Annotated in this window: 22 protein-coding genes and 1 riboswitch; of the genes, 10 read left to right on the forward strand and 12 right to left on the reverse strand. The window is 74.0% G+C overall.

Annotated features, from left to right (window positions below):
• Positions 1–31 precede the first annotated feature (31 nt).
• The gene (locus tag VKK44_RS12035; RefSeq protein WP_107160278.1) at positions 32–283 is read left to right on the forward strand and encodes a hypothetical protein; all 252 of its coding nucleotides are present in this window, start codon (positions 32–34) and stop codon (positions 281–283) included.
• A 53-nt stretch (positions 284–336) separates the two neighbouring features.
• Here the strand turns inward: VKK44_RS12035 and VKK44_RS12040 are convergent, their stop codons facing one another.
• From VKK44_RS12040 to VKK44_RS12060, 5 genes are all read right to left on the reverse strand, one after another.
• Entirely contained in the window at positions 337–1,773 is a 1,437-nt protein-coding gene (locus VKK44_RS12040) for a glycine hydroxymethyltransferase (RefSeq protein ID WP_343447008.1), read from the reverse strand.
• A gap of 18 nt (positions 1,774–1,791) precedes the next feature.
• Positions 1,792–1,881, reverse strand: a riboswitch (ZMP/ZTP riboswitch).
• 112 nt (positions 1,882–1,993) lie between these two features.
• On the reverse strand, positions 1,994–2,494 hold the full coding sequence (locus VKK44_RS12045; protein ID WP_343447009.1) for a hemerythrin domain-containing protein: 501 nt from the start codon (positions 2,492–2,494) through the stop codon (positions 1,994–1,996).
• Positions 2,495–2,602: 108 nt separating this feature from the next.
• A complete protein-coding gene (locus VKK44_RS12050) occupies positions 2,603–4,087 on the reverse strand; it encodes a S8 family peptidase (protein WP_343447010.1) in 1,485 nt (494 codons plus the stop codon).
• Between the two features lie 115 nt (positions 4,088–4,202).
• The gene (locus tag VKK44_RS12055) at positions 4,203–5,066 is read right to left on the reverse strand and encodes an NAD(P)H-hydrate dehydratase (protein ID WP_343447011.1); all 864 of its coding nucleotides are present in this window, start codon (positions 5,064–5,066) and stop codon (positions 4,203–4,205) included.
• Positions 5,050–5,781 carry a histidine phosphatase family protein gene (locus tag VKK44_RS12060; protein WP_343447012.1) on the reverse strand — a complete coding sequence of 244 codons (732 nt, stop codon included), beginning with the start codon at positions 5,779–5,781 and terminating at the stop codon, positions 5,050–5,052. Before VKK44_RS12060 ends, VKK44_RS12055 begins: the two co-directional genes overlap by 17 nt.
• Positions 5,782–5,885: 104 nt before the next feature.
• Here VKK44_RS12060 and VKK44_RS12065 point away from each other — a divergent pair, with 104 nt between their 5' ends.
• Positions 5,886–6,860 carry a DNA polymerase domain-containing protein gene (locus VKK44_RS12065; RefSeq protein WP_458351637.1) on the forward strand — a complete coding sequence of 325 codons (975 nt, stop codon included), beginning with the start codon at positions 5,886–5,888 and terminating at the stop codon, positions 6,858–6,860.
• 4 nt (positions 6,861–6,864) lie between these two features.
• Here the strand turns inward: VKK44_RS12065 and VKK44_RS12070 are convergent, their stop codons facing one another.
• Complete coding sequence (locus tag VKK44_RS12070) at positions 6,865–7,380, reverse strand: Lrp/AsnC family transcriptional regulator (RefSeq protein WP_458351638.1); 516 nt, start codon at positions 7,378–7,380, stop codon at positions 6,865–6,867.
• A gap of 63 nt (positions 7,381–7,443) precedes the next feature.
• On the opposite strand from VKK44_RS12070, the gene pdhA reads away from it, so the two are divergent.
• From pdhA to VKK44_RS12090, 4 genes are all read left to right on the forward strand, one after another.
• Positions 7,444–8,649 (forward strand): pyruvate dehydrogenase (acetyl-transferring) E1 component subunit alpha, encoded by a 1,206-nt coding sequence (gene pdhA / locus VKK44_RS12075; protein ID WP_343447749.1) that lies wholly within the window; start codon positions 7,444–7,446, stop codon positions 8,647–8,649.
• Positions 8,649–9,653, forward strand: a complete 1,005-nt coding sequence (locus VKK44_RS12080) for an alpha-ketoacid dehydrogenase subunit beta (RefSeq protein ID WP_343447015.1) — start codon at positions 8,649–8,651, stop codon at positions 9,651–9,653. Before pdhA ends, VKK44_RS12080 begins: the two co-directional genes overlap by 1 nt.
• Before the next feature lie 53 nt (positions 9,654–9,706).
• On the forward strand, positions 9,707–11,212 hold the full coding sequence (locus VKK44_RS12085; protein ID WP_458351662.1) for a dihydrolipoamide acetyltransferase family protein: 1,506 nt from the start codon (positions 9,707–9,709) through the stop codon (positions 11,210–11,212).
• A 276-nt stretch (positions 11,213–11,488) separates the two neighbouring features.
• Entirely contained in the window at positions 11,489–12,760 is a 1,272-nt protein-coding gene (locus tag VKK44_RS12090; protein ID WP_343447017.1) for a L,D-transpeptidase, read from the forward strand.
• 59 nt (positions 12,761–12,819) lie between these two features.
• On the opposite strand, the gene VKK44_RS12095 is transcribed toward VKK44_RS12090, so the two are convergent.
• Positions 12,820–13,839, reverse strand: a complete 1,020-nt coding sequence (locus VKK44_RS12095; protein ID WP_343447018.1) for an SMP-30/gluconolactonase/LRE family protein — start codon at positions 13,837–13,839, stop codon at positions 12,820–12,822.
• 226 nt (positions 13,840–14,065) lie between these two features.
• Here VKK44_RS12095 and VKK44_RS12100 point away from each other — a divergent pair, with 226 nt between their 5' ends.
• Positions 14,066–14,419: an anti-sigma factor antagonist gene (locus VKK44_RS12100; protein WP_343447020.1), complete on the forward strand. Its 354-nt coding sequence runs from the start codon at positions 14,066–14,068 to the stop codon at positions 14,417–14,419.
• An 80-nt stretch (positions 14,420–14,499) separates the two neighbouring features.
• On the opposite strand, the gene VKK44_RS12105 is transcribed toward VKK44_RS12100, so the two are convergent.
• Together VKK44_RS12105 and VKK44_RS12110 are read right to left on the reverse strand one after the other, a co-directional pair.
• Positions 14,500–14,868 (reverse strand): FKBP-type peptidyl-prolyl cis-trans isomerase, encoded by a 369-nt coding sequence (locus tag VKK44_RS12105; RefSeq protein ID WP_343447021.1) that lies wholly within the window; start codon positions 14,866–14,868, stop codon positions 14,500–14,502.
• A 167-nt stretch (positions 14,869–15,035) separates the two neighbouring features.
• Positions 15,036–15,593, reverse strand: a complete 558-nt coding sequence (locus tag VKK44_RS12110) for a DoxX family protein (RefSeq protein WP_343447022.1) — start codon at positions 15,591–15,593, stop codon at positions 15,036–15,038.
• Positions 15,594–15,809: 216 nt separating this feature from the next.
• Here VKK44_RS12110 and VKK44_RS12115 point away from each other — a divergent pair, with 216 nt between their 5' ends.
• On the forward strand, positions 15,810–16,310 hold the full coding sequence (locus VKK44_RS12115) for a CBS domain-containing protein (protein ID WP_343447023.1): 501 nt from the start codon (positions 15,810–15,812) through the stop codon (positions 16,308–16,310).
• A gap of 13 nt (positions 16,311–16,323) precedes the next feature.
• Here the strand turns inward: VKK44_RS12115 and VKK44_RS12120 are convergent, their stop codons facing one another.
• Positions 16,324–17,040: a helical backbone metal receptor gene (locus VKK44_RS12120; RefSeq protein ID WP_343447024.1), complete on the reverse strand. Its 717-nt coding sequence runs from the start codon at positions 17,038–17,040 to the stop codon at positions 16,324–16,326.
• 50 nt (positions 17,041–17,090) lie between these two features.
• The gene (locus VKK44_RS12125) at positions 17,091–18,173 is read right to left on the reverse strand and encodes a DICT sensory domain-containing protein (protein ID WP_343447025.1); all 1,083 of its coding nucleotides are present in this window, start codon (positions 18,171–18,173) and stop codon (positions 17,091–17,093) included.
• A 135-nt stretch (positions 18,174–18,308) separates the two neighbouring features.
• On the opposite strand from VKK44_RS12125, the gene VKK44_RS12130 reads away from it, so the two are divergent.
• Together VKK44_RS12130 and VKK44_RS12135 are read left to right on the forward strand one after the other, a co-directional pair.
• Positions 18,309–19,172 (forward strand): PDDEXK family nuclease, encoded by an 864-nt coding sequence (locus tag VKK44_RS12130; RefSeq protein ID WP_343447026.1) that lies wholly within the window; start codon positions 18,309–18,311, stop codon positions 19,170–19,172.
• A 248-nt stretch (positions 19,173–19,420) separates the two neighbouring features.
• The gene (locus VKK44_RS12135) at positions 19,421–20,722 is read left to right on the forward strand and encodes a hypothetical protein (RefSeq protein ID WP_343447028.1); all 1,302 of its coding nucleotides are present in this window, start codon (positions 19,421–19,423) and stop codon (positions 20,720–20,722) included.
• A gap of 448 nt (positions 20,723–21,170) precedes the next feature.
• Here the strand turns inward: VKK44_RS12135 and VKK44_RS12140 are convergent, their stop codons facing one another.
• Positions 21,171–21,518 (reverse strand): histone-like nucleoid-structuring protein Lsr2, encoded by a 348-nt coding sequence (locus VKK44_RS12140; protein ID WP_343447750.1) that lies wholly within the window; start codon positions 21,516–21,518, stop codon positions 21,171–21,173.
• Between the last annotated feature and the right edge of the window lie 151 nt (positions 21,519–21,669).

Genomic DNA, 21,669 nt, shown 5'->3' on the forward strand with positions numbered 1-21,669 from the left:
CGGCGACCCGCTGTCCGTTGATAATGGACGGATGGTTGCCTGGGAGTACGCGTTGCTGGTCCGCCGCTATCAGGGGCAGGGCCGGAATTTCCACGTCTCGTTCGTCTGGTACGGCCCGGACGGGTCCCGCACCGACGTCACCGCGTACGGCGACACCGCGGTCGCGCATCTCAACCGGGTCGGCCGCGAGGGCTGGGAGCTGGTGACCGCCGCCGAGGACGTGAACAACGTGCAGGGCAGCACCGAGGTGCACCGCTACCACCTCAAGCGCCCGCTGCGCTGACGGCAGGGGCCGGCACCCGCGCCGGGTGCCGGCCCCTGCCGGATGACAGCGGCTCAGCCCAGGGTGACCTCGGGGTAGAGCGGGAACGGGGTGAGCAGGTCGGCGGCCTGCTTGCCGACCTGCTCGGCCACCGCCGGGTCCAGCACGTACTTCGCCTTCGACGGGCCGCCGTCCGGGCCGGTGCCGGCGGTGGTCCGGGTGAGCACGGTGTGGATCAGCTCGGCGGTCGCGTCCATCTCGGCGGCGCCCAGCCCCCGGGTGGTCAGCGCCGGCGTGCCGATCCGGATGCCGGAGGTGTACCACGCGCCGTTCGGGTCCTGCGGCACGGCGTTGCGGTTGGTCACGATGCCGGAGTCCAGCAGCGCCTGCTCGGCCTGCCGGCCGGTCAGGCCGTAGCCGGAGACGTCGATGAGCACCAGGTGGTTGTCGGTGCCACCGGTGACCAGCGTCGCGCCCCGGCTCAGCAGCCCGTCGGCGAGCGCCTGCGCGTTGTCCACGATCCGCTGGGCGTAGTCGGCGAAGTCGGGACGCCGCGCCTCGGCCAGCGCGACCGCCTTGGCGGCCATCACGTGCGGCAGCGGGCCGCCGAGCACCATCGGGCAGCCGCGGTCGACCTGGTCGGCCAGCTCCGGGCCGCAGAGCACCATGCCGCCGCGCGGCCCGCGCAGCGACTTGTGCGTGGTGGTGGTGACGATGTGCGCGTGCGGCACCGGGTCGAAGTCGCCGGTGAAGACCTTGCCGGCGACCAGGCCGGCGAAGTGCGCCATGTCGACCATGAACGTGGCGCCGACCTCGTCGGCGATCTCCCGCATGATCCGGAAGTTGACCTTCCGCGGGTACGCCGAGTAGCCGGCGACCAGGACCAGCGGCCGGAACTCCCGGGCCGCCTCGGCGACCCGGTCGTAGTCGACCAGCCCGGTGGCCGGGTCGGTGCCGTAGCTGCGCTGGTCGAACATCTTGCCGGAGATGTTCGGCCGGAACCCGTGGGTGAGGTGGCCGCCGGCGTCCAGCGACATGCCCAGCATCCGCTGGTCGCCCAGCTCCCGGCGCAACGCGAACCAGTCCGCCTCGGTCAGGTCGTTGACGTGCCGGACCTGCGCCTTGCGCAGCGCGGGGGACTCGACCCGGTCGGCCAGGATCGCCCAGAACGCGACCAGGTTGGCGTCGATGCCGGAATGCGGCTGCACGTACGCGTGGGCGGCCCCGAACAGCTCCCGGGCGTGCTCGGCGGCGAGCGCCTCGACGGTGTCCACGTTCTGGCAGCCGGCGTAGAAGCGGCGCCCGACGGTGCCCTCGGCGTACTTGTCGCTGAACCAGTTCCCCATGGCCAGCAGCGTCGCGGGGGAGGCGTAGTTCTCACTGGCGATCAACTTCAGCGACTCGCGCTGGTCGGCCAGCTCCGCCCCGATGGCGTCCGCCACCCGCGGCTCGACGGCGCGGATCACCTCCAGCGCGCTGCGGAAGGCGGTGGACTCGGCGTTGTGCGACATGCGACCTCCTGGTGACGTGCGGAAGGCCCAGGCGCTCGGCAGGCGTCCTCATGACGAGGCCGCTCCCCGATGGTGCTCCATCTCCACGCGCCAGTCACGGCCCGTGCCGATCCTAGCGGTCCGCCCCGGACCGGACCTGCGGGGCTCGGCCGGCCCGGGTGTAAGGACGGGCCCCTCCTTGACGCCTCGCGTCGAGCAGGGGCCCCTTCTCACCTGCGCGTCAGGCGTCCACGGCGTCCCGCGCCTTCTTCAGCGCCTTCGGGGCGGTCGGCGTCTTCGGCGCCGTCGGCCGCAGGTCCAGCATGCGCTGGCCGATCTCCTGGAGCTGGTTACGGCCGAGCGCCTCGCGCACCTTCGGGAACCACTCCTGCTCCTCCTCCTCGACGTGGTGCAGCACGTTCTCGATCAGCACCGTCGTCTTGGCGACGAACCGCTCGTCGTCGGCGTCCATGGCGGCCAGCTCGAGGCAGAGCACGTCCGCCACGTGGTGCTCCTCGTACGACTCGAGGATGTCGTCCTCGACGTCCGGCACCAGTTTGCGGACCTCCGGGTACATCACCTCGTTCTCCAGGTAGGTGTGCACCGTCAGCGCCTCGAGGATCTGCGTGACGATCTTCCCGCGCCGGCTCGCCGGCCCGTCCTCGGCATCCTGGAACGCCGTGAACAGGCGGCGGATCTCCTTGTGGTCCTCCTTGAGCAGGACGATCGCGTCGGTGGACACCGGGTTACCTCCTAGGTCGACTGATGATGCCCCCCTACCCGGCGTCCGACCAGGACAAACAGACCGGGCCCGGCGATCGCGCCGGGCCCGGTCCGTGGGTGCGGCGGGTTACTTCACCGCGGCGTACGCGTCGACGACGCCGGCGCCGTAGAACCCGTTACGCGCCCCGCCGGAGCAGGTCGCGTCGTAGGCGTTCGGGCCCGTCGGGATCAGCGGGACCGGGTTGTAGACGCCCGCCGGGCAGGGCTGGGCGGTCGCCGTGCGCTCCAGGAACGACGACAGCTGACCCGGGGTCATGCCCGGGTGCGCCGACAGCGCCAGCGCCGCGACGCCGGTGGCGTGCGGGCCGGACATCGACGTGCCCTGCTTGTAGCCCCACCCGTTGGTGCGGGTGACGGTGTTGAAGGTGGTCGACAGGATGCCGTCGGTCGACGTGGAGCGCGCGCCCTGGGTCCGGAACCGGGTGTCGCCACCCGGCGCCGTCACGTCGATCACGCCCTGCCCGTACGAGGAGTAGTAGCTCTTCGCGCCGGTCGGGCCCACCGCGGCGACGGTCACCACGCCGGGCGCCTCGGCCGGCAGGTCGAGGCAGGCGTTGGTGAGGTTCTCGCGCTCCTCCGGCGTCCCGTTGTTCGGGCTGCCGGTGTCGGTGATCTTGTGGGCGAGGTCGTAGTTCGAGTTACCGGCGGACGCCACGTTCAGCACGCCCTTGGACTGCGAGTAGCGGATCGCCCGCTGCACGGCCTGCCACACCGGGCGCTGCCGCGCGTCGTTGCGGCAGTTCAGCTCCCACGGGTCGATGTAGTAGCTGTTGTTGGTCAGCCGCATCCCGTGGTCGGCCGCCCAGAGGAACCCGCAGACCGCGGCCTCCGGGAAGATGTAGCCGTCGTTGTTGACCACCTTGACGGCGGCCACCTTGACCCCCGGCGCGACGCCGGTGACACCGACGCCGTTGATCGCCGCGGCGATGGTGCCGGCCACGTGCGTGCCGTGGTCGCTGTTGGTCGGGTTCCACGCCGCCTCGGTGGTGTCGGTGACGCCGCCGACACAGGACGTGCTCTTGTCCTTGGCGATCTGGGTCGCCAGGTCCGGGTGGGTGCTGGAGATGCCGCTGTCCAGGACGCCGACGACGACGTCCGGGCGGCCGGTGGTCACCGCGTGTGCCTGCGGGACGTGGATCATGTCCATGTCCCACTGCTGGCCGTAGAGCGGTTCCTTGGTGGGGTCGCCGGTGGCGTCGGCGAGCTGCGCCGCCGAGACCTCGACGGTCTCGCCCTCGTCGAGGGCGGTGCCCAGGCCGGCGGTGGAGGCGACCGACTCGACGCCCGCGCCGGCCACCCGGGCGGCGAAGTCCGGGTTGGTCGAGCGGGCGACGAGCACGCCGATCTGGTCATAGCTGGCCACCACGGTGCCGTCGGCGGCGGCCACCCGGGCGGCGGCCTTGCCGGTGGTGGCGCCCTGCGGGGCGAGGACCAGGTAGGAGGTCTCCGGTCCGGCGGCTGCCGCCGGCGCCAGGCCGCCGGTGACGGCGAGACCGGCACCGAGCGTCACCGCGGACGCGGCGGCCAGTGTCTTGCGACGAAGGTTGTTCACACGTACTCCCAGGGGGCCGATCCGGTGGAGGGCGGGCAGACTGCGCGCCCTTCACCGGACCAGCGCCGGAACGCCGTGTGGTGTTACACACACCCCCGTCGCCGGGTGTCGGCCGTCAGACCGTCGCGATCGTGTACGGGATCTCGTCGAGCAGCTCACGGGCCAGGAAGCCGATCCGGCCGTAGCGGGGCACCAGCCGCTGCCCGCTGACCGCGTGCGCGAACGCCGCCCAGCACGCGGCCTGCGCCGGGTCGGCGCCGCGGGAGAGCAGCCCGGCCAGCAGCCCGGCCCGCACGTCGCCGCTGCCGGAGGTGCCCAGCCCGGCGTCGCCGCTCTCCTCCCGCCAGGCCCGGCCGTCCGGGGTGGCGATGTGCCCGTACAGCGAGACCACCGCGTCGTACCGGCCGGCCAGCTCCACCGCCTCGGCGTCCAGGTCGTCGCCGGGGTCACGGCCGAGCAGGTGACGGGCCTCGGTGAGGTTCGGCGTGAGCACCACCCTGCGGCCGGAGCCGACCAGCAGGTCCGGCTCGTGGCTGAGCGCGCCGAGCGCGTACGCGTCGAGCACCAGGGCCGTCTCCCGGCCGGCCGCGTCGAGCACCAGGCGCAGCAGCTCCCGGGTGGCGTCGATGTCGGTCAGCCCGGGGCCGACCGCCACCACGTCCGCGTCGGCGACCAGGCCGCCCAGCACGTCGCCGGGGTCGCCCCGGACCGCACCCTCGCCGGTTTCCGGCAGGCCGATTACCAGTGCCTCCGGGACCTGGATGCTCAGCGCGGTGGCGGTGGACTCGGGGGCGGCGAGCTGGAGCACGCCGGCGCCGGCGCGCAGCGCGGCGACGCCGGCCAGCAGCACCGCCCCCGGCGTGAACCGGGACCCGCCGACCACCAGCACCGTGCCGCGCGCCTCCTTGCCGCCGGAGGGCACGGGCAGCGCCCAGTCCCGCAGCAGCGCGGGGGTGATCACGTCAGACCGGCTCGGCATGGATCTCGTCCTCCCTGGTGGGCCGCGCCCCCTGCCGGTGCAGGTGGGTCACGTCGTTGAACATCTCCGGCGCGAGCCGGCCGGCGCCGTCGGCCCGCCAGCCGGTGACCGAGCAGTTGGCGATCACGTGCTCGCGGGTGAGCGCCATCAGCTCCGCCTCGGTGAGCCCCTCCACCAGGTAGCGGAGCAGGAAGACCAGCGCGTCGTGGCCGAACAGCAGCACCCGGCCGCCCTCGTGGTCGCGGCGCAGGTCACCGAGGAGGGTCCGGAGCCGCAGCGCCACGTCGGTCCAGGACTCGCCGCCGGGCGGCCGGTAGTAGAACTTGCCGAGCCGGTCCCGTCGCCGCGCCTCCTGCGGGTGGCGTCGGCGCACGCCGTGCCCGGTGAGCCCGTCGAGGATGCCCAGCTCCCGGTCGCGCAGCCGCTCGTCGCGGCTCATCGGCACCCCGGTGCCGGCCAGCGCCAGCTCGGCGGTGCGCACCGCGCGCAGGTACGGCGACACCACCGCCACCGCGGGCCGGCGCTCCGCGGGCAGGCCGGCCAGCCACCGGCCGGTCGCCCGGGCCTGTTCCTCGCCGGTGGGCGACAGCGGCACGTCCGCGTCCCGGTGGGTGAGGTCGATCAGCTCGGCGCCGGACGTCTCGGCCGCGGTGGCCGCGACGTTCGCGGTGCTCTCGCCGTGCCGCACGATCCAGAGTGCCGCCAACTCCGCCATGCGGCTCCCGGTACCCGGGCCCCGCGCCCGGTAACCGCACCGGCCCCGCTGATCACCTGAGCAGTTGCCCGCGCGACGCCGGTCGGTGCCCTACGGTGGTCTGCGTGGCGACCGCGGCGGCCGAGGAGATCCGGGTGGGGGAGCGGCTGGTCCGCGTCTCCAACCCCGACAAGCCCTACTTTCCCGAGCGCGGGCTGACCAAGCTGGACGTGGTGCGCTACTTCCTCGCCGTCGGTGACGGCGTCCTGCGCGCGCTGCGGGACCGGCCCACCATGCTGGAACGCTGGCCGCGCGGCGTGTTCGAGGGCGCGACGATCGCCACCCGGCAGACCAACAAAGGCGACGCGTTCTACCAGAAGCGGCTGCCGGCCGGCGCGCCCGACTGGGTGCGCACCGCGCACATCACGTTCCCCAGCGGACGGACCGCCGACGAGGTGGCGCCGAGCGAGTTGGCGGTGGTGATCTGGGCGGCGAACCTGGGCACGCTGCGGTTCCACCCGTGGCCGGTGTCGAAGGCCGACGTGGAGCACCCCGACCAGCTGCGCATCGACCTGGACCCGATGCCCGGGGTGGAGTTCGCCCAGGTGGTGCCGGTGGCCCACGAGGTGCGGGCGTTCCTCGCCGAGCTGGGCCTGGAGGGCTACCCGAAGACCACCGGCGGTCGGGGCCTGCACGTCTACCTGTCGATCGAGCCGCGCTGGAGCTTCGGGGAGTGCCGGCGGGCGGTGCTGGCGCTCGGCCTCGAGATGCAGCGCCGGCGGCCGGACCTGGTCACCACCACCTGGTGGCGGGACCAGCGGGACCGGCCGGTCTTCGTCGACTACAACCAGATGGCCCGCGACCACACCATGACGTCGGCGTACTCGATCCGGCCCACGCCCCGGGCGCTGGTCTCGGCGCCGCTGGACTGGGCCGAGCTGGACGACGCCCGGCCGGAGGACTTCGACGTGCTCAGCATGCCGGCCCGCTTCGCCGACCGGGGCGACCCGCACGCCGGCCTGGACGCTCGCCGGCACTCGCTGGAACCGCTGCTGGAACTGGCCGACCGGGAGGGCCTGGAGCCGCCGCCGGAGCGTTGAGCCGTCAGGCCCAGGGGCTCAGCGTCCCGTCGAACTCCTCGAAGACCAGCCAGGTGCGGGTGGAGAGCACGCCGGCGATGCTCTGCACCCGGTCCAGCACCACGTCCCGCAGCGTGGCGTTGTCCGGCGCGCGGACCAGCGCCAGCACGTCGTGCTCGCCACTGAGCAGCGCCGCGTGCTCGATGTAACGCACCTGGGCCAGCTCGGCGGAGACCTCCCGCCAGGTGTTCTGCTCGATGGTCAGCGCGATGTACGCCGACGTGCCCAGCCCGGCCGGCTCCGGCGCCACCCGCGCGGTGAAGCCGGTCAGCACGCCGTCGCGCAGCAGCCGCTCCACCCGGGCGTACGCGTTGGTGCGCGAGACGTGCACGCGTTCGGCCAGCGTCCGGATGGAGAGCCGGGCGTCCGCCACCAGTTCGCGCAGGATCCGCCGGTCGACCTCGTCGAGCGGCCCGACCGAACGTCCCGTTCCGGTCGCCGTGCCCGCTGTGGCGCCGGTCTCCTGGCTCACTCCGCTCATCCTCCCGTGCCATCCGTCCCGCGTTCATCGCGGATGTTGAGTCAATCATCCATGAGCAGGAGCATAGGGCCACCACACGTCCAGGAGGTCCCCGCCGTGACGACCACACCCCAGGCGGTCCGCAGGGCATCCCCGCGTACCCGCCGACCGGCCACCCCGGCCGCACCCGACCCGTCGGCCGGCCTGCTGCCACGGCCCGAGCCGGTCCGGCTGCTCGACCCGGACGGCACCGCGCTGCCGGCCCGCGACGACTACCCGGCGCCGCCGGTCGAGACGCTGCACGAGATGTACCGCCGGATGGTCGTCGGCCGTCGCTTCGACACCCAGGCCACCGCCCTGACCAAGCAGGGCCGGCTGGCCGTCTACCCGTCCGCGCGCGGCCAGGAGGCGTGCCAGGTCGGCGGCGTGCTCGCGCTGCGCGACTCCGACTGGGTCTTCCCCACCTACCGGGAGTCGATGGCGCTGACCGCCCGCGGCCTCGACCCGGTCGAGGTGCTCACGCTGCTGCGCGGCGACTGGCACTGCGGGTACGACCCGGCCGTCACCCGTACCGCGCCGCAGTGCACCCCGCTCGCCACCCAGTGCGTGCACGCCGCCGGTCTCGCCTACGGCGAGTCGTACCAGGGGCGGGACACCGTGGCGCTGACGTTCATCGGCGACGGCGCCACCAGCGAGGGCGACTTCCACGAGGGGATCAACTTCGCGGCCGTGTTCAAGGCGCCGGTCGTCTTCCTGGTGCAGAACAACAAGTACGCCATCAGCGTGCCGCTGTCCCGGCAGACCGCCGCGCCGAGCCTGGCGTACAAGGGCGTCGGCTACGGCGTGCCCAGCGAGCAGGTCGACGGCAACGACCCGGTGGCCGTGCTGGCGGTGCTGAACCGCGCCGTCGGGCACGCCCGCGCCGGCAAGGGCCCGTACCTGGTCGAGGCGCACACCTACCGGATGGAACCGCACACCAACGCCGACGACCAGACCCGCTACCGGGACGCCGACGAGGTCGAGGCGTGGCGCGACCGCGACCCGATCGCCCGGCTGGAGGCGTACCTGCGGGCCCGGGGCGTGCTCGACGACGCCGCGGTCGCGGCGGTCGCCGAGGAGGCCGAGGCGTACGCCGCCGCGCTGCGCCGCCGGATGGACTCCCAGCCGACCGTGGACCCGCTCAGCCTCTTCGACCACGTCTACGCCGAGCCGACGCCGCAACTCGTCGAGCAGCGGGAACTGGTCCGGGCCGAGCTGGCCGCGGCCCGCGACGAGGAGGGGGACGCCTGATGGCCACCGTGACCATGGCGAAGGCGCTCAACGCCGCGCTCGCCGACGCGATGCTCGACGACGAGCGGGTGCTCGTCTTCGGCGAGGACGTCGGCCAGCTCGGCGGCGTCTTCCGGATCACCGACGGGTTGCAGGCCCGCTTCGGCGACAAGCGGTGCTTCGACACCCCGCTCGCCGAGGCCGGCATCGTCGGCTTCGCGGTCGGTCTGGCCATGTCCGGGCTGCGGCCGGTGGTCGAGATGCAGTTCGACGCGTTCGCGTACCCGGCGTTCGAGCAGATCGCCTCGCACGTGGCGAAGCTGCGCAACCGCACCCGCGGCGCGCTCAGCGTGCCGATCGTCATCCGGGTCCCGTACGCCGGCGGCATCGGCGGCGTGGAGCACCACTGCGACTCGTCCGAGGCGTACTACGCGCACACCCCCGGCCTGAAGGTGGTCACGCCGGCGACCGTCGACGACGCGTACTCGCTGCTGCGTGCCGCCATCGACGACCCGGACCCGGTGGTGTTCCTGGAGCCGAAGAAGCTCTACTTCGGAAGCGCGGAGGTGGAGCTGCCGGCGCGCACCGCGCCGATCGGCACCGCCGTGGTGCGCCGGCCGGGCACCGACGCGACGCTCGTCGCGTACGGCCCGGCGGTGCCGGTGGCGCTGGCCGCCGCCGAGGCGGCCCGCGAGGAGGGCTGGGACCTGGAGGTGGTCGACGTGCGCAGCATCGTGCCGTTCGACGACGCCACGGTGACCGCGTCGGTGCGCCGCACCGGCCGCTGCGTGGTGATCCAGGAGGCGCAGGGCTTCGCCGGCGTCGGCGCCGAGATCGCCGCCCGGGTGCAGGAGCGCTGCTTCCACGCGCTGCACGCGCCGGTGCTGCGGGTGTCCGGGCTGGACATCCCCTACCCGGCGCCGATGCTGGAGCACACCCACCTGCCCTCGGTGGACCGGGTGCTGGACACCGTGGCCCGGTTGCAGTGGGACGACCAGCCCGACTCCCGGTGGGTGGCGGCATGAGCGAACGCACCGAGCGGAGCGAGGGCCGTGAGGGCATGCCCGGTCGGCACGGCATGAGTGAACGCACCGAGCGGAGCGAGGGCCGTGAGGGCTTGCCCGGCAAGCACGGCGTGACCGCCACCGTGGGAACCCGCGACTTCCTCCTGCCCGACCTGGGCGAGGGGCTCAGCGAGGCGGAGATCGTCGAGTGGCGGGTCGCGGTCGGCGACGTGGTCACCGTGGACCAGAGCGTGGTCGAGGTGGAAACCGCCAAGGCCGTCGTCGACGTGCCCTGCCCGTACGCCGGACGGGTCGTCGCGCTGCACGGCGCGGCGGGTGAGGTCCGTCCGGTCGGCCAGCCGCTGATCACCATCGCCCCGCTCGACGGCGACGACGCGCCCGACCCGCACGCCACCTACCGCGAGGAGGAGCGGGCCGGCTCGGGCAACGTCCTGATCGGGTACGGCACCGGGCACGGCGGCCCGGGCCGGCGGCGTCGCCGGCCCCGCCTGGCGCTCGCCCCCGAACCCGGCACACCGGCCGCGGCGCAGCCCGGCCCCGGTCCCGCGGTCGGCTCGCCGGACGGGACCGACCCCGGGACGGTGGCCGGCTCGTCGGTCCCGGCCGGCCCGCCCGCGTCGCCGGACCGGACGCCCGATCCGGCGCGGACCGGCGGCCCGGCTCCGGCGCCGCTGGTCATCTCGCCGATCGTGCGGCGGCTGGCCAGGGAGCACGGGGTCGATCTGGCGTCGGTACGTGGCACCGGGCCGGGCGGCGTGATCCGACGGGTGGACGTGGAAACGGCTCTGGCCACCCCGGCGGCGGCTCCGGTCGCCCGGCTGGCGGCCGTGCCGGACGCGCACGTCGGGCTCGTCCCGGCCGACGACGGCGACGTGGTCGTCCCGCTCACCGGCATCCGCAAGGTGATCGCCGACAAGCTCTCCCGGAGCCGCCGGGAGATCCCCGAGGTGACCATCTGGGTCGACGTGGACGCCACCGGGTTGCTGGAGACCCGGGCCGCGATCAACGCCGCCACCCCGGACGCGCCGGTGAGCATCCTGGCCCTGTTCGCCCGGATCTGCCTCAGCGGACTACGGAGGTACCCCCAGCTCAACGCGCGCGTCGACACCGAGGGTCAGCGGATCGTGCAGTCCGCCGGCGTGCACCTGGGCATCGCCGCGCAGACGGACCGGGGGCTGGTGGTGCCGGTGCTGCGCGACGCCCAGCGGCTGACCACCGGGGAGCTGGCCGCCGCGCTCGCCGAGACCACGGCGGCGGCCCGCGCCGGCACGCTGCCCCCGGCCCGGTTGACCGGCGGCACGTTCACGCTCAACAACTACGGCGTGTTCGGGGTGGACGGCTCGACGCCGATCATCAACCATCCGGAGGCGGCGCTGCTCGGCGTCGGCCGGATCGTGGACAAGCCGTGGGTGGTCGACGGGCAGCTCGCGGTCCGCAAGGTGACCCAGCTCAGCCTCACCTTCGACCACCGGGTCTGCGACGGTGGCGTGGCCGGTGGCTTCCTGCGCCACGTGGCCGACTGCGTCGAACGCCCCGCCCTGCTGGTCGCGAACGTCTGAGCCGGACGGCCGCAGCCCCTACCCGGGGCTGCGGCCGTCCGATCCGCGCCGGCGCCGGACCGTCCGAGTCGCCGGCACCGTCACGCCCATGTCGTACCAGAATCTGTTGCGGCTCCCGTGCCGGCCGATACCGGTCGTCGGGCACGTGGGCTCCCGATCCGGCAGCCGCCCACCCATTTCGCGCAGCCGTTTCCGAGCAATTCCGCCGAAGGCGCAACACCGTGACGGTGGGCCTACAGAATGTGGGCGAGGGGGTGCCGAAATGGGGGACGGAATATGTTTGTGAGGCGGCGACTGACACTTTTCGCGATGACCGTCGCGGTTGCGCCGCTCGCGGTCGGCGCGTGCACCGCCGGCCCGAAGTCGGTGGTGAAGCAGGCCGGGGCGGCACCGCCGTCGGTCACGGTGACGCCTGTCGACCGGGCCCGCGACGTGCCGATCAGCGCGGAGGTGGGCGCGAGGGTCAGCAACGGCAAGGTGACCGGCGTCAAGCTGACCGACGACAAGGGCCACCCGGTGCCGGCCCAGGCGCGGGAGGACGGATCCGGCTGGGTGCCGGACCAGCCGCTGGCGAATTCCCGGACGTACACGGCCGAGGTGACCGTGACCGGCGATTCCGGGAAGACCACGACGCAGAAGACGACGTTCACGACCATGGCCAAATCCACCAAACCGGCCGTCACGAGCGAATTGTATCTCCAGGACAAGCAGACGTACGGGACGGCGATGCCGGTCGTACTCGGTTTCGATCCGCCCATTCCGGAACAGGCGCGGGCGGACGTGCAGCGGCGGCTGTTCGTGCGGACCGACCCGCCGCAGCCGGGCACCTGGTCGTGGATGGCGGACGGCAAGCAGGCCGAGTACCGGGCGCCGGACCACTGGAAGCCCGGCACCCGGATCAGCGTGCGCAGCGCGCTGGAGGGGCTGCCGATCGGGAAGGAGGCGGTCGGCGACGCCGACCGCGTGGTGACCGCGAAGGTGGGCCGGCAGGTGTCGCTCGACATCGACAACGCCACCAAGCAGATGACGGTCTACCAGGACGGCAAGGTGCTCCGGAAGTTGCCGGTCAGCCTCGGCAAGCCGAGCACGCCGAGTTCCAGCGGCACCATGGTGATCATGGAGAAGCACGAGCACACCACGTTCGACACCCGGGGTGAGCCGGACGGCGGCTACGTGGTCGACGTGGACGACGCCCAGCGTCTGACCTGGGGCGGCGAGTTCATCCACTCGGCGCCGTGGTCGGAGGGGGAGCAGGGCTACAACAACACCTCACACGGCTGCACCAACGTCTCCGCGGCCGGGGCGGACTGGCTGATGGGGGTCACGCAGGTCGGTGACCTGGTGACCGTCAAGGGCACCGAGGTGAAGCTCCAGCAGGGCAACGGCTTCACCGCCTGGAACGTGAGCTGGGACGAGTTCGCCAAGGGCAGCGCGCTGCCCGTACCGGCGGGGTTGAAGCCCACACGCAGCCCGACGCCGCACCCGGGCGCGGTGGCCGGCGGGTCGGCGCCCGCGCCCACCCCGTCGGCGAGCAACAGCGGCGGCTGAACCGGGGAGGAACGGCCACGGGCCGGCCCGCGTCCGCGTGGGCCGGCCCCACGCCGACGTCAGTCCAGGTCGACGCGGGCCACGCCGGTCGCGGTCAGGCTGCCCAGCCAGAGCTGCCGGCCGTGCTGCCGGACGCCGGTCACCATCGGGTACGTGCCGCTGGGTCCGTGCAGCGTCCGCAGCACCCGCCCGGCGCCGTCGACCAGCGCCACCAGCCCGTAGCGGCGCGGCTGCGGCTGCACCGCCCCGGGCAGCAGCGCGACGAGCTGCCGGACCCGGGGATGGGGCAGCAACCGTTCCATGATCGGCAGTCGGGGACTGGGCAGCGCGATCCAGTACGTCCCGTCGCCGACGGCGGAGACATTGTCCGGGTACGCCGGCAGGTCGGCCAGCACGGTGGCCCGCCCGGTCGGCAACTCCACCCGCAGCAGCCGATGGGTGGCGGTCTCGACCAGCATCAGCGCCGACTCGTCCGGGGTGAGCGCCAGCCCGTTGGGGAAGTAGAGCCCGTCGGCCACCACGTCGGTGCGCCCGGTGCGCCTGTCGTACGCCAGCACCCGCCCGTTGGGCCGGTGCTCCAGCAGGTCCCGCTTCCAGTGCGAGAGCGGGAACCGGTCGGAGCTGTCGGTGAAGAACACGGTGCCGTCCCGGGCGACCGCGGCGTTGTCCGCCAGGTGCACCGGCGGCGCGGTGCCGGTCAGCTCGTGCACCGTCCCGGCCGGGTCGACCCGCAGCAGCCCCCGGTACGCGTCGCAGACCAACAGCCCGCCGTCGACCGGGTCCAGCTCGATGCCGAGCGGCCGGCCGCCGGTCTCGGCGAGCAGCGTCGGGCGGGTGCCGGCCGGCGCGTCCGCCGGCCACCACCACAGCCGGCCGTCCTCGTCGCCGCTGACCGCCCGCCCCCCGGTGTCGATCACCACGTCCTCCGGGCCGTGTCCCCCCTCGGGCAGCGGCAGCAGGTCGGCCCGGTCCAGCCGGGTGTCGGCGGCGGCCCAGGCCCCGGCCAGCGGCGGCGGCACGGTGGCCGGCTCGCGGACCGGGCGGATCAGCAGGGGGACGCGCGGGCGGGGAACGGCCATCGACTCATTGTGGCCCGGCCGGCGCCGCGCGGGGGAGTCCGCTCCGGCGTGTCCGGTCCGCCGGCCCGCCCCGAGCTGGCCGGGAACGTCCGGCGGGCCGCTCGACCCGGCCGGCGGGCGGCTGCGGGATGCCCCTGAGACGGCTCGGGGTCGGCACCCGGGCGCTACCCGGAACCCTGGTGCCGAGCAGCGGAAACTGTCGGTGGGCGAGGGTAGGTTTGCCGGTATGACAGACGACCGCTTCCACGTGGCGACGGAGGTGCTCGACCACGTGGTCGAGCTGCGCCCGGTGGGCGAGATCGACATCGCCACCGTGGCGGCGTTCCGGGCCGCGCTGTGGGCGGCGCCGGCGCGGCCGGTGGTGCGGGTCGACCTGTCCGGCGTGCGGTTGCTCTCCGCCGCCGGGGTGCGCACGCTGGCCGCGGCGCACCTGCGGGTCCGGGCGCGCGGCGGTGAGCTGGTGCTCGTCGATCCTGAGCCGGTGGTCGCCCGGGTGCTGCGGGTGACCGGCCTGCACCGGGTCGTCCCGGTGCGCCGGTCGGGCTCCGCGAGGGAGTTGCTGACCTGCGTCGCGGCCTGACCGCCCGGCGCGACGTGTGAGACGGTCCGCGGGACCGGGCCGCCGGCATCCCGCCGACGGCCCGGTGGCCGGTGGAAGGCTCAGCGCACGCCGAGCAGGTCCACCACGAAGACCAGCGTCTCGTTCGGCTTGATCGCGCCGCCGGCGCCCCGGGCGCCGTAGCCCAGGTGCGGCGGGATGGTGAGCCGCCGCCGGCCACCCACCTTCATGCCGACCACGCCCTGGTCCCAGCCGGCGATGACCTGGCCGCCGCCGAGCGGGAACTCGAACGTCTCACCCCGGTTCCACGACGCGTCGAACTCGCGGCCGGTGGAGTGGGCCACGCCCACGTAGTGCACGCTGGCCAGTTGGCCGGCGCGCGCCTCCGGGCCGTCGCCGACCGTGATGTCCTCGATGACGAGATCGGCGGGCGGCGTGCCCTCGATCGGGCCAACCTCGGGCTTCTCCATGAGCGGGTCTCCTCGGTGCTGACGGTGTGGTCACCGTCGATCCTGCCGGATCGCGACCGGCCGATACGCGCCGGTACCCACCCGGGGGCCGCGCCGCCGACCGGAGCCGGGACGCACGACGAGGCGGGCGCCGCCTGCCGGCGACGCCCGCCTCGCGCGACCCGCGCTCACCTCAGCCAGGGGAAGCGCTGGACCAGGGGGAGCTTCGCCCAGGTCCGGCCGAGGCCGAGGGTGTTGCCGGCGCCCACCAGGGCCAGGCCGGCGAGCAGACCCGCGTAGATGAGGTGGTCGTCCAGGAAGGGGTTGTTCTGCGGGGGCAGCACCGCCGTCCACATCAGCACCAGGAGCAGCCCACCGGCGACGGCGGCGATCCGGGTGCCGATGCCGAGCAGCAGGGCCACACCGATGCCGACCAGGCCGAGCATGAACAGCCAGTCCGCCCAGGCCGCGCCGGCGATGTCGTGGTAGACGCCCTCGAACGGGCCGGCCACGCCGAAGCCGAGGAAGCCCTTGGTCGGGCTGCCACCGTTGATCCAGGCGTTCTTCCCCGGAGTCTCGTGGCCCAGGCCGAACATCTTGTCCAGGAACGCCCAGAGGAAGATCCAGCCGAGGGCGATCCGCAGCCCGGCCCAGACGTACCGGGTGGCCTTCTGGCGGGGGGTCTCGACCGCCGGAGCGATGGTGTCGGCGGGGGTCCGCTCGATTGTCGCGGTCATGGTGTCCACGTCCCTTCTGTGCCTCGCACCGCGCTTCCCGGTGGCAGTTCCATTCCACTCCCGCCCGGTGATCGGGAGCAGGGCCGTCGGGGCCCTCCGGACCGGGTCCTTGGTCCCGTCCCGACCCGGTCCGGTCGACCCGCCCGCGACCGGTCCACCGCCTCTGCCGCGCCGTCCACCGGCGGCCTAGCGTCGCCGGTGGAGGCCCGGTGCGAGGAGGTCGTGATGAGGACATGGCAGGTGGCCGACGTGATGACCAGGGACGTCGCGACGGTGGGCGCGGATACGCCCTACCGCGACCTGATGACCGCGCCGGCGGTCACCACCCACGAGCGGGCGTCGCTGCCGGCCACGGCCCGGTTGATGGACCGGGAGGCGGTCAAGCGGCTGCCGGTCCTCGACGACCTCGGCCGGCTCGCCGGCATCGTGACCCGTGGCGACCTGCTCCGGGTGCACCTGCGCACCGACGCGGAAATCCGCGAGGACGTGGTCCAGGAGGTGCTGCGTCGGGTGCTCGCCGTCCGGGACGGCCTGGTCACGGTCCAGGTGAGCGGCGGCGAGGTCACCCTGGACGGGCGGCTGGACCGCCGCAGCGCCGTCGAACTCGCCGGCCGGCTGGCCGGTCAGGTCGCCGGCGTGGTCGCGGTGCACAACGCCGTCGGGTACGACGTGGACGACACCACCCTGATGGAGCTGGACCCGGTGCACGCCACCCCGGTCGCCTGACCGGGGTGCCGCCTCAGACCGGCGTGGCGAGCTGCGCGGCGAGCAGTGCCGGCGCCTCGGCCAGCGACGGGCCGTACCAGGTGAGGTGCCGGCCGGACACCAGCGCCGACGGCACCCCGGGGAACGCCTCCGGCCCGTCGTCGATGGTGAACCGGTACGGCTCGTCCGGCAGCACCACCAGCTCCGGCGACCGGGCGCGCAGCGCGTCGAGCGTCGGGCGGGGATAGCGTTCGGCGTCGTCGGCCCAGGCGTTGGCCACGCCGAGCCGGCGCAGCACGTCCCCGGCGAACGTGTCCCGGCCCAGCACCACCCACGGGCGGCGCCACACCGGCACCACCGCGGTCCGGACGTGCTCGGGGACGGGCGGCGCGGCCCAGGCCCGGCGGGCCGCCCGCAGCCAGGACGGTTCGGCCGGCACGCCGAGCGCCTCGACCAGCGCGCCGAGCTGGTCGAGCGCCTCCGGCACGGTACGCGGGAACGTGACCCGTACCGGCACGCCGGCCGCGCGCAGCGCCTCCGCGTCGGCCAGCCGGTTCTCCTCCTCGTTGAGCAGCACCAGATCGGGCGCGAGGGCGAGAACGCGATCCAGGTCGGGATATTTCGTCCCGCCGACGCGGGGGACGTCCAGCCCCGCCGGGTGCGTGCACCAGTCGGTGGCGCCGACCAGCACCTCCGGCCGGGTCGCCGCGACCGCCTCGGTCAGCGACGGCACCAGCGACACCACCCGCACGACGTGCTCCCCTCGTCCCGACGGCCGTGGCCGCCGCGCCCGCCGACCGGTCAGCGGGCGCCGGCCGGCGCGGGCTCCGGCGGCAGGCCCGCCACCGGCACCCCCTCCCGCACCGCCCACTCCACGGCGGCCCGCAGGTCCGCCGTCGGCAGCGGCCGTCGGGTGGTCACCGCGACCGCGGCGTGCATCGTGTACGCGACGAACGGGTACGACCGGGCCAACGCCGAGATCGCCTCGTGCAGCCGGCCCACCACCTCCAACGCCTCCGGCTCGCCGAGCGCGGGCAGGACGAGGTGGAACTCGTTGTCGGCGACGCGCACCGCCCGGTCCACCGGTCGCAGCACGCCGGTGACCGCGCCGAGCACGGCCTGGCTCTCCCGGGCGGTGCTGCGCCGGCCGAAGCGTTCCGGTGCGCCGGCCGGCTCGTCGACCCGCAGGCCGACCAGCGCCACCGGCAGCGTGCCGGAGGCGGTCACCCCGTCGGCGCCGGTCCACCGGCGCAGGGCGGGCTCGTCGAGCATCCCGTCCGTCGGCTCGACCGGTCGCGTGCTCCGGTCGCCACGCCGGGCCAGCAGCCGCAGCGCCGCCTCGGCCCGGGACTCACCCGGGCCGGCCGGGATGTCCCGTACCCGGGCGATGGCCTCGTCGAGCGCGGCGCGGGCCGGGCCGGGCAGCCGCTCGGCGAGTTGTTCGCGCAGCCGGATGACCTCGTGCAGCGCCGCGTCGCGGCGGAATCCCCAGCGGCCGTCGAAGAGCCGGCCGGCCTCCAACGTCGGCGCGGGCGCGACCTCGGCCCGGTCGTACGCGACCAGCGTGCCGCCGAAGCGTGGGGTCAGCGCCACCACGCTCCACTCCCGCGCCAGTTCCTCCGCCTCGTCCAGCGCCACGCCGTACACCCGGTCGGGCAGGTCCGGCGGTGGGCCGCCGACCATGGCGACCACCGTGGCGGCGGCCCGGTCGGCGATCCGTCGGTAGATCTCCCGCTCCCGGGCGAAGTACGGCAGCCGTTGGAACAGCGCGAACACGACCAACGGGCCGTCCTCCGCCTCGGCCAGCGCCGCACGTTCGATGGCGTGGGATACGGCGACGAGGCTGCGTTTGGTGAATCGCTCCGGGGTCCGTCCGCTGTGCACCCGCCGAGCCTAGAGGGCCCGCCCCGACCGCGCACCGCCCGACGGGTGCCCGGATTCCGCCGCACCGCCGAGGCGATCGCCATGATCGACGCCATACACTCGGACGTCGACCGAGCGACGGACGGATTGTGCGAGATGACCAGCACCGGCAGCGTGGCCGCCTCCTGGCTGCGGCCGATCCCGCCCGCCACGCCACCGCGACTGTCCCGCGCCGGCCACGTCGGGTACGCCGACCGGCGGCTCGGTGAACTGGTCCAGGGCCGGCCGCCGGGCGTCACCGGCAGCCAGTGGAGCACCGCCGGCCGGACCGGCCTCGACCTGGTGGTGTGCGCCGCCGACACCGGCCGGCCACGGTTCGCCGTGCGGTTCGCCGCGCCCGCGCCGGACGGGTCGCCCGCCCGTCGCGCCGAACGGCTGACCGACGCGGTCTGCGACGCCGTGGGCCTGCCGCTGCTGCGGGTCGAGTCACCGACGCTCGGCGGCGAGCAGGTCCGCCGGTTCGTCGAGTACGTGCTCGACGCCCGCGCCTACGCGGCCGGCACCGGGCCGGACAGCGGGGACACGGTCGGGTTCCGCGACATCGAGGGCCGGCTGCCGGACGGCCGGCGCGGCCCGGTCAACGACCTCGGCGCGGTGGCCCGTGCCGACGCGGTCCAGGCGTACGTGGCGGGCCGGCTCGCCGACCCGATCGTGCGCGGCCTGCACGTGCGGTGGACCGGTGGCCCGGCCGAGGGCTGGAGCTGGGTCGAGGTGCGGCCCGGTCGCTGCCGGGTGGAGCGGGTGCGGCTGACGTCCCGGGGCTTCTCGTGCGGGGTGGACCCGGGTCGGCTGGCCGAGGATCTGGCCGTGACGGCGCTGGGGGAGCGGCTACGTGCCCCGGCCGCCGACGAGCCGTCCCTGGTGGACCGGACGGAACTGCGCGAGCAGGTACGCCGCCTCGCCGCCCGGCGCGAGTCCTTCGACGGCGGCTTCGCCTTCGACCACCTCTGCGTCGACTGACCGACCCGTTCCGGCCGCCGTCCGGTCCGCCGATTTTTTCTGATCTCCGGTTGAACCTTCGCCGTCGACGCTCCGTACCTAAGCGGGAATGGACGCAGATCTGCCGCCGCGCCCGGACGGCGCGGAGACGGTGCGGAAAGGGCACCGTCGGCCATTGACGCGCGACTCCGACGTCGCAGTGATCTCACCCCGAAGAATTCCGCCCGGGATCACCAGTCAACTACCGGATCGAGAAGGAGAGCAATTCGATGCGCAGGTCCACACGGGCGCGCCGGTCATCCGGTAACGCGCGGAGCAAGCGGGTGCTGGCCGTGGTCGGCACGCTCGCGGTCTTCGGCGGCATCGTCGCCGTCACCCAGATCTCGTCCGCCCAGGACCGGCGGACGACCACCCGCGCCGCCTCGGCGTCCTGCGTGGCCCCGAGTGCGGGTGCGACCGCTCCGGGCGGCCAGGGCAGCACCACCCGGACCTGGCAGAACGGCCGTTGGGTCCGTAACCACTGGGGTGACGGCCAGATGTCGGCGGCCGAGTGCCAGCAGACGAAGGGGGGCGGCGCCGGCGCCGGGACCCCGACCGTGACCTGCCCGGACGTCAAGAGCAAGCTGCCGCAGGTGCCCGCCCGGGCGCGCGCCGAGGTGGACCGCAACCTCGCCCTGCTGGACAGCCAGATCGCTGAGGCGAACCGGCGGCTCGCGGCGGACGGCCGCAACGGTGGCGACTTCATCAACAACGCGATCCTCCGGCCGCTCGCCGACAAGCGGACCGCGACGCTGAACCGGATCGCCACCGCCATCGGGCGGGGCGGCCAGCGTCCGCAGGGCCTGGACAAGCTCGCGCCGTGCGCCCTGGCCGACAACGCGCAGAACGGCGGCAACAACGGCGGGGCCAACAACGGCGGCAACAACAACGGTGGCCAGAACGGCGGGAACACCGGCGGCCAGAACGGCGGCAACAACAACGGCGGGAACAACAACGGCGGCGGCCAGAACAACGGGGGCAACAACGGCTTGAACGTGCTGGCCAAGGACTGCGCCGACAGCCGCCTCCAGCCGCACGACGGCTTCCAGAACGGCAACCGCTGCGTGAGCACCGCGTTCGGCGAGGTAGGCGCCGCGGCGAACAACCCGTCGCTGCTCATCACGCAGTTCCCCAACCAGGTGCAGCGCAACCAGCCGTTCACGCTCCGGGTCACCACGAAGAACCTGGTGCGGGACCGTTTCCTCGCCGCCGGGCAGGGCGGGTACTACCTGGAGAGCTCGCTGCTCAACGACCAGGGCCTGGTCCGCGGCCACTTCCACACCGCCTGCCGGATGCTCGGCAGCACCCGGCAGCCCCCGAACCCGCAGGATGTGCCGGCCTTCTTCGTCGCCACCGAGGACGGCCGGGGCGGTAACCAGCCGGACGACGTGCTGATCCAGATCCCGGGCCTGCCGGACTCGGGCCTGGCCCAGTGCTCGGTCTGGGCCGGTGACGGCTCGCACCGGATCCCGATGATGGAGCGGGCGAACCAGACCCCCGCCATCGACGTGGTGCGCATCCAGGTCAACTGACCCGTACGCCGACGGCCGGAGCCGCCCGGGCACACCCCCGGGCGGCTCCGGCCGGTTTGTCGGGCGCTGGCGTCGGTGGGGCCGCTCGAACTGGGTCGTTGGTGCTATCGCGTCGGCCGCGCGGCACGTCGCTCGCCGCCCGGCACGGAAGCACGCCGCAGGGGTGACACGCCCGACCGCCCGGCGGTTGGCATGCCGGTGCCGGCGGACGGTGTGGCGGGCCGGGCCGGGCCGCTCGGGCGGCGGCCCCGGTACCGGCCACGGGACCCGCGCGCCGGACCGGTCGTCGCCGGTGGGCATCCGCGGCGGCCGGGGGTACGCACCGGCGCGCCGAGAAAGTTGATGCCGTGCTGATGCTGCGGGATGAAAATTGTCGACCAAGAAAGTCGGTCGGGGCCCCGCTGATTCCCAGCGTGGCCCCGTGGCGCCCGACGGTGAACCGCAGGCCTCAGCGGCTCTTGTACGCCTCCACCACGGAGACCGGGATGCGTCCGCGCTCGGAAATCTCGTAGCCGTTCTTGGCGGCCCATTCGCGGATGGCGCGGTTCTGCTCGCGGTCCATTCCCGAGGTGCTCGGCCGGGTGGTGCGTCGGGCCGCGCGGCCGGCGTCGACGGGTCCGCGGCCGATGCGCCGGCCAGCGTTGATGTACGGGTCCAGCGCTTTACGCAGGACACCCGCGTTCTCGTCGGAGACGTCGATCGTGTATGCCACGCCGTCCAGGCTGAACTCGACGGTCCGATCGGCCTTTCCGCCGTCGAGGTCGTCCGTCAGAACGGTGATTACTTTCCTTGCCATCGCCATTACTCCCTGTGTCGGGCGGGGTGTGGCTAAGAGTTTGGCCTACCTGGTGGTAATTCCGCAACAATAACCGACACTTTGCATTCGGCGGGTCGTGTAAACGATGGACCGGCAATAGGGCCGACGGTGGACGGACGTGGCGTGGGTC

The organism is Micromonospora sp. DSM 45708 (assembly GCF_039566955.1).
Taxonomy (GTDB): Bacteria; Actinomycetota; Actinomycetes; order Mycobacteriales; family Micromonosporaceae; genus Micromonospora.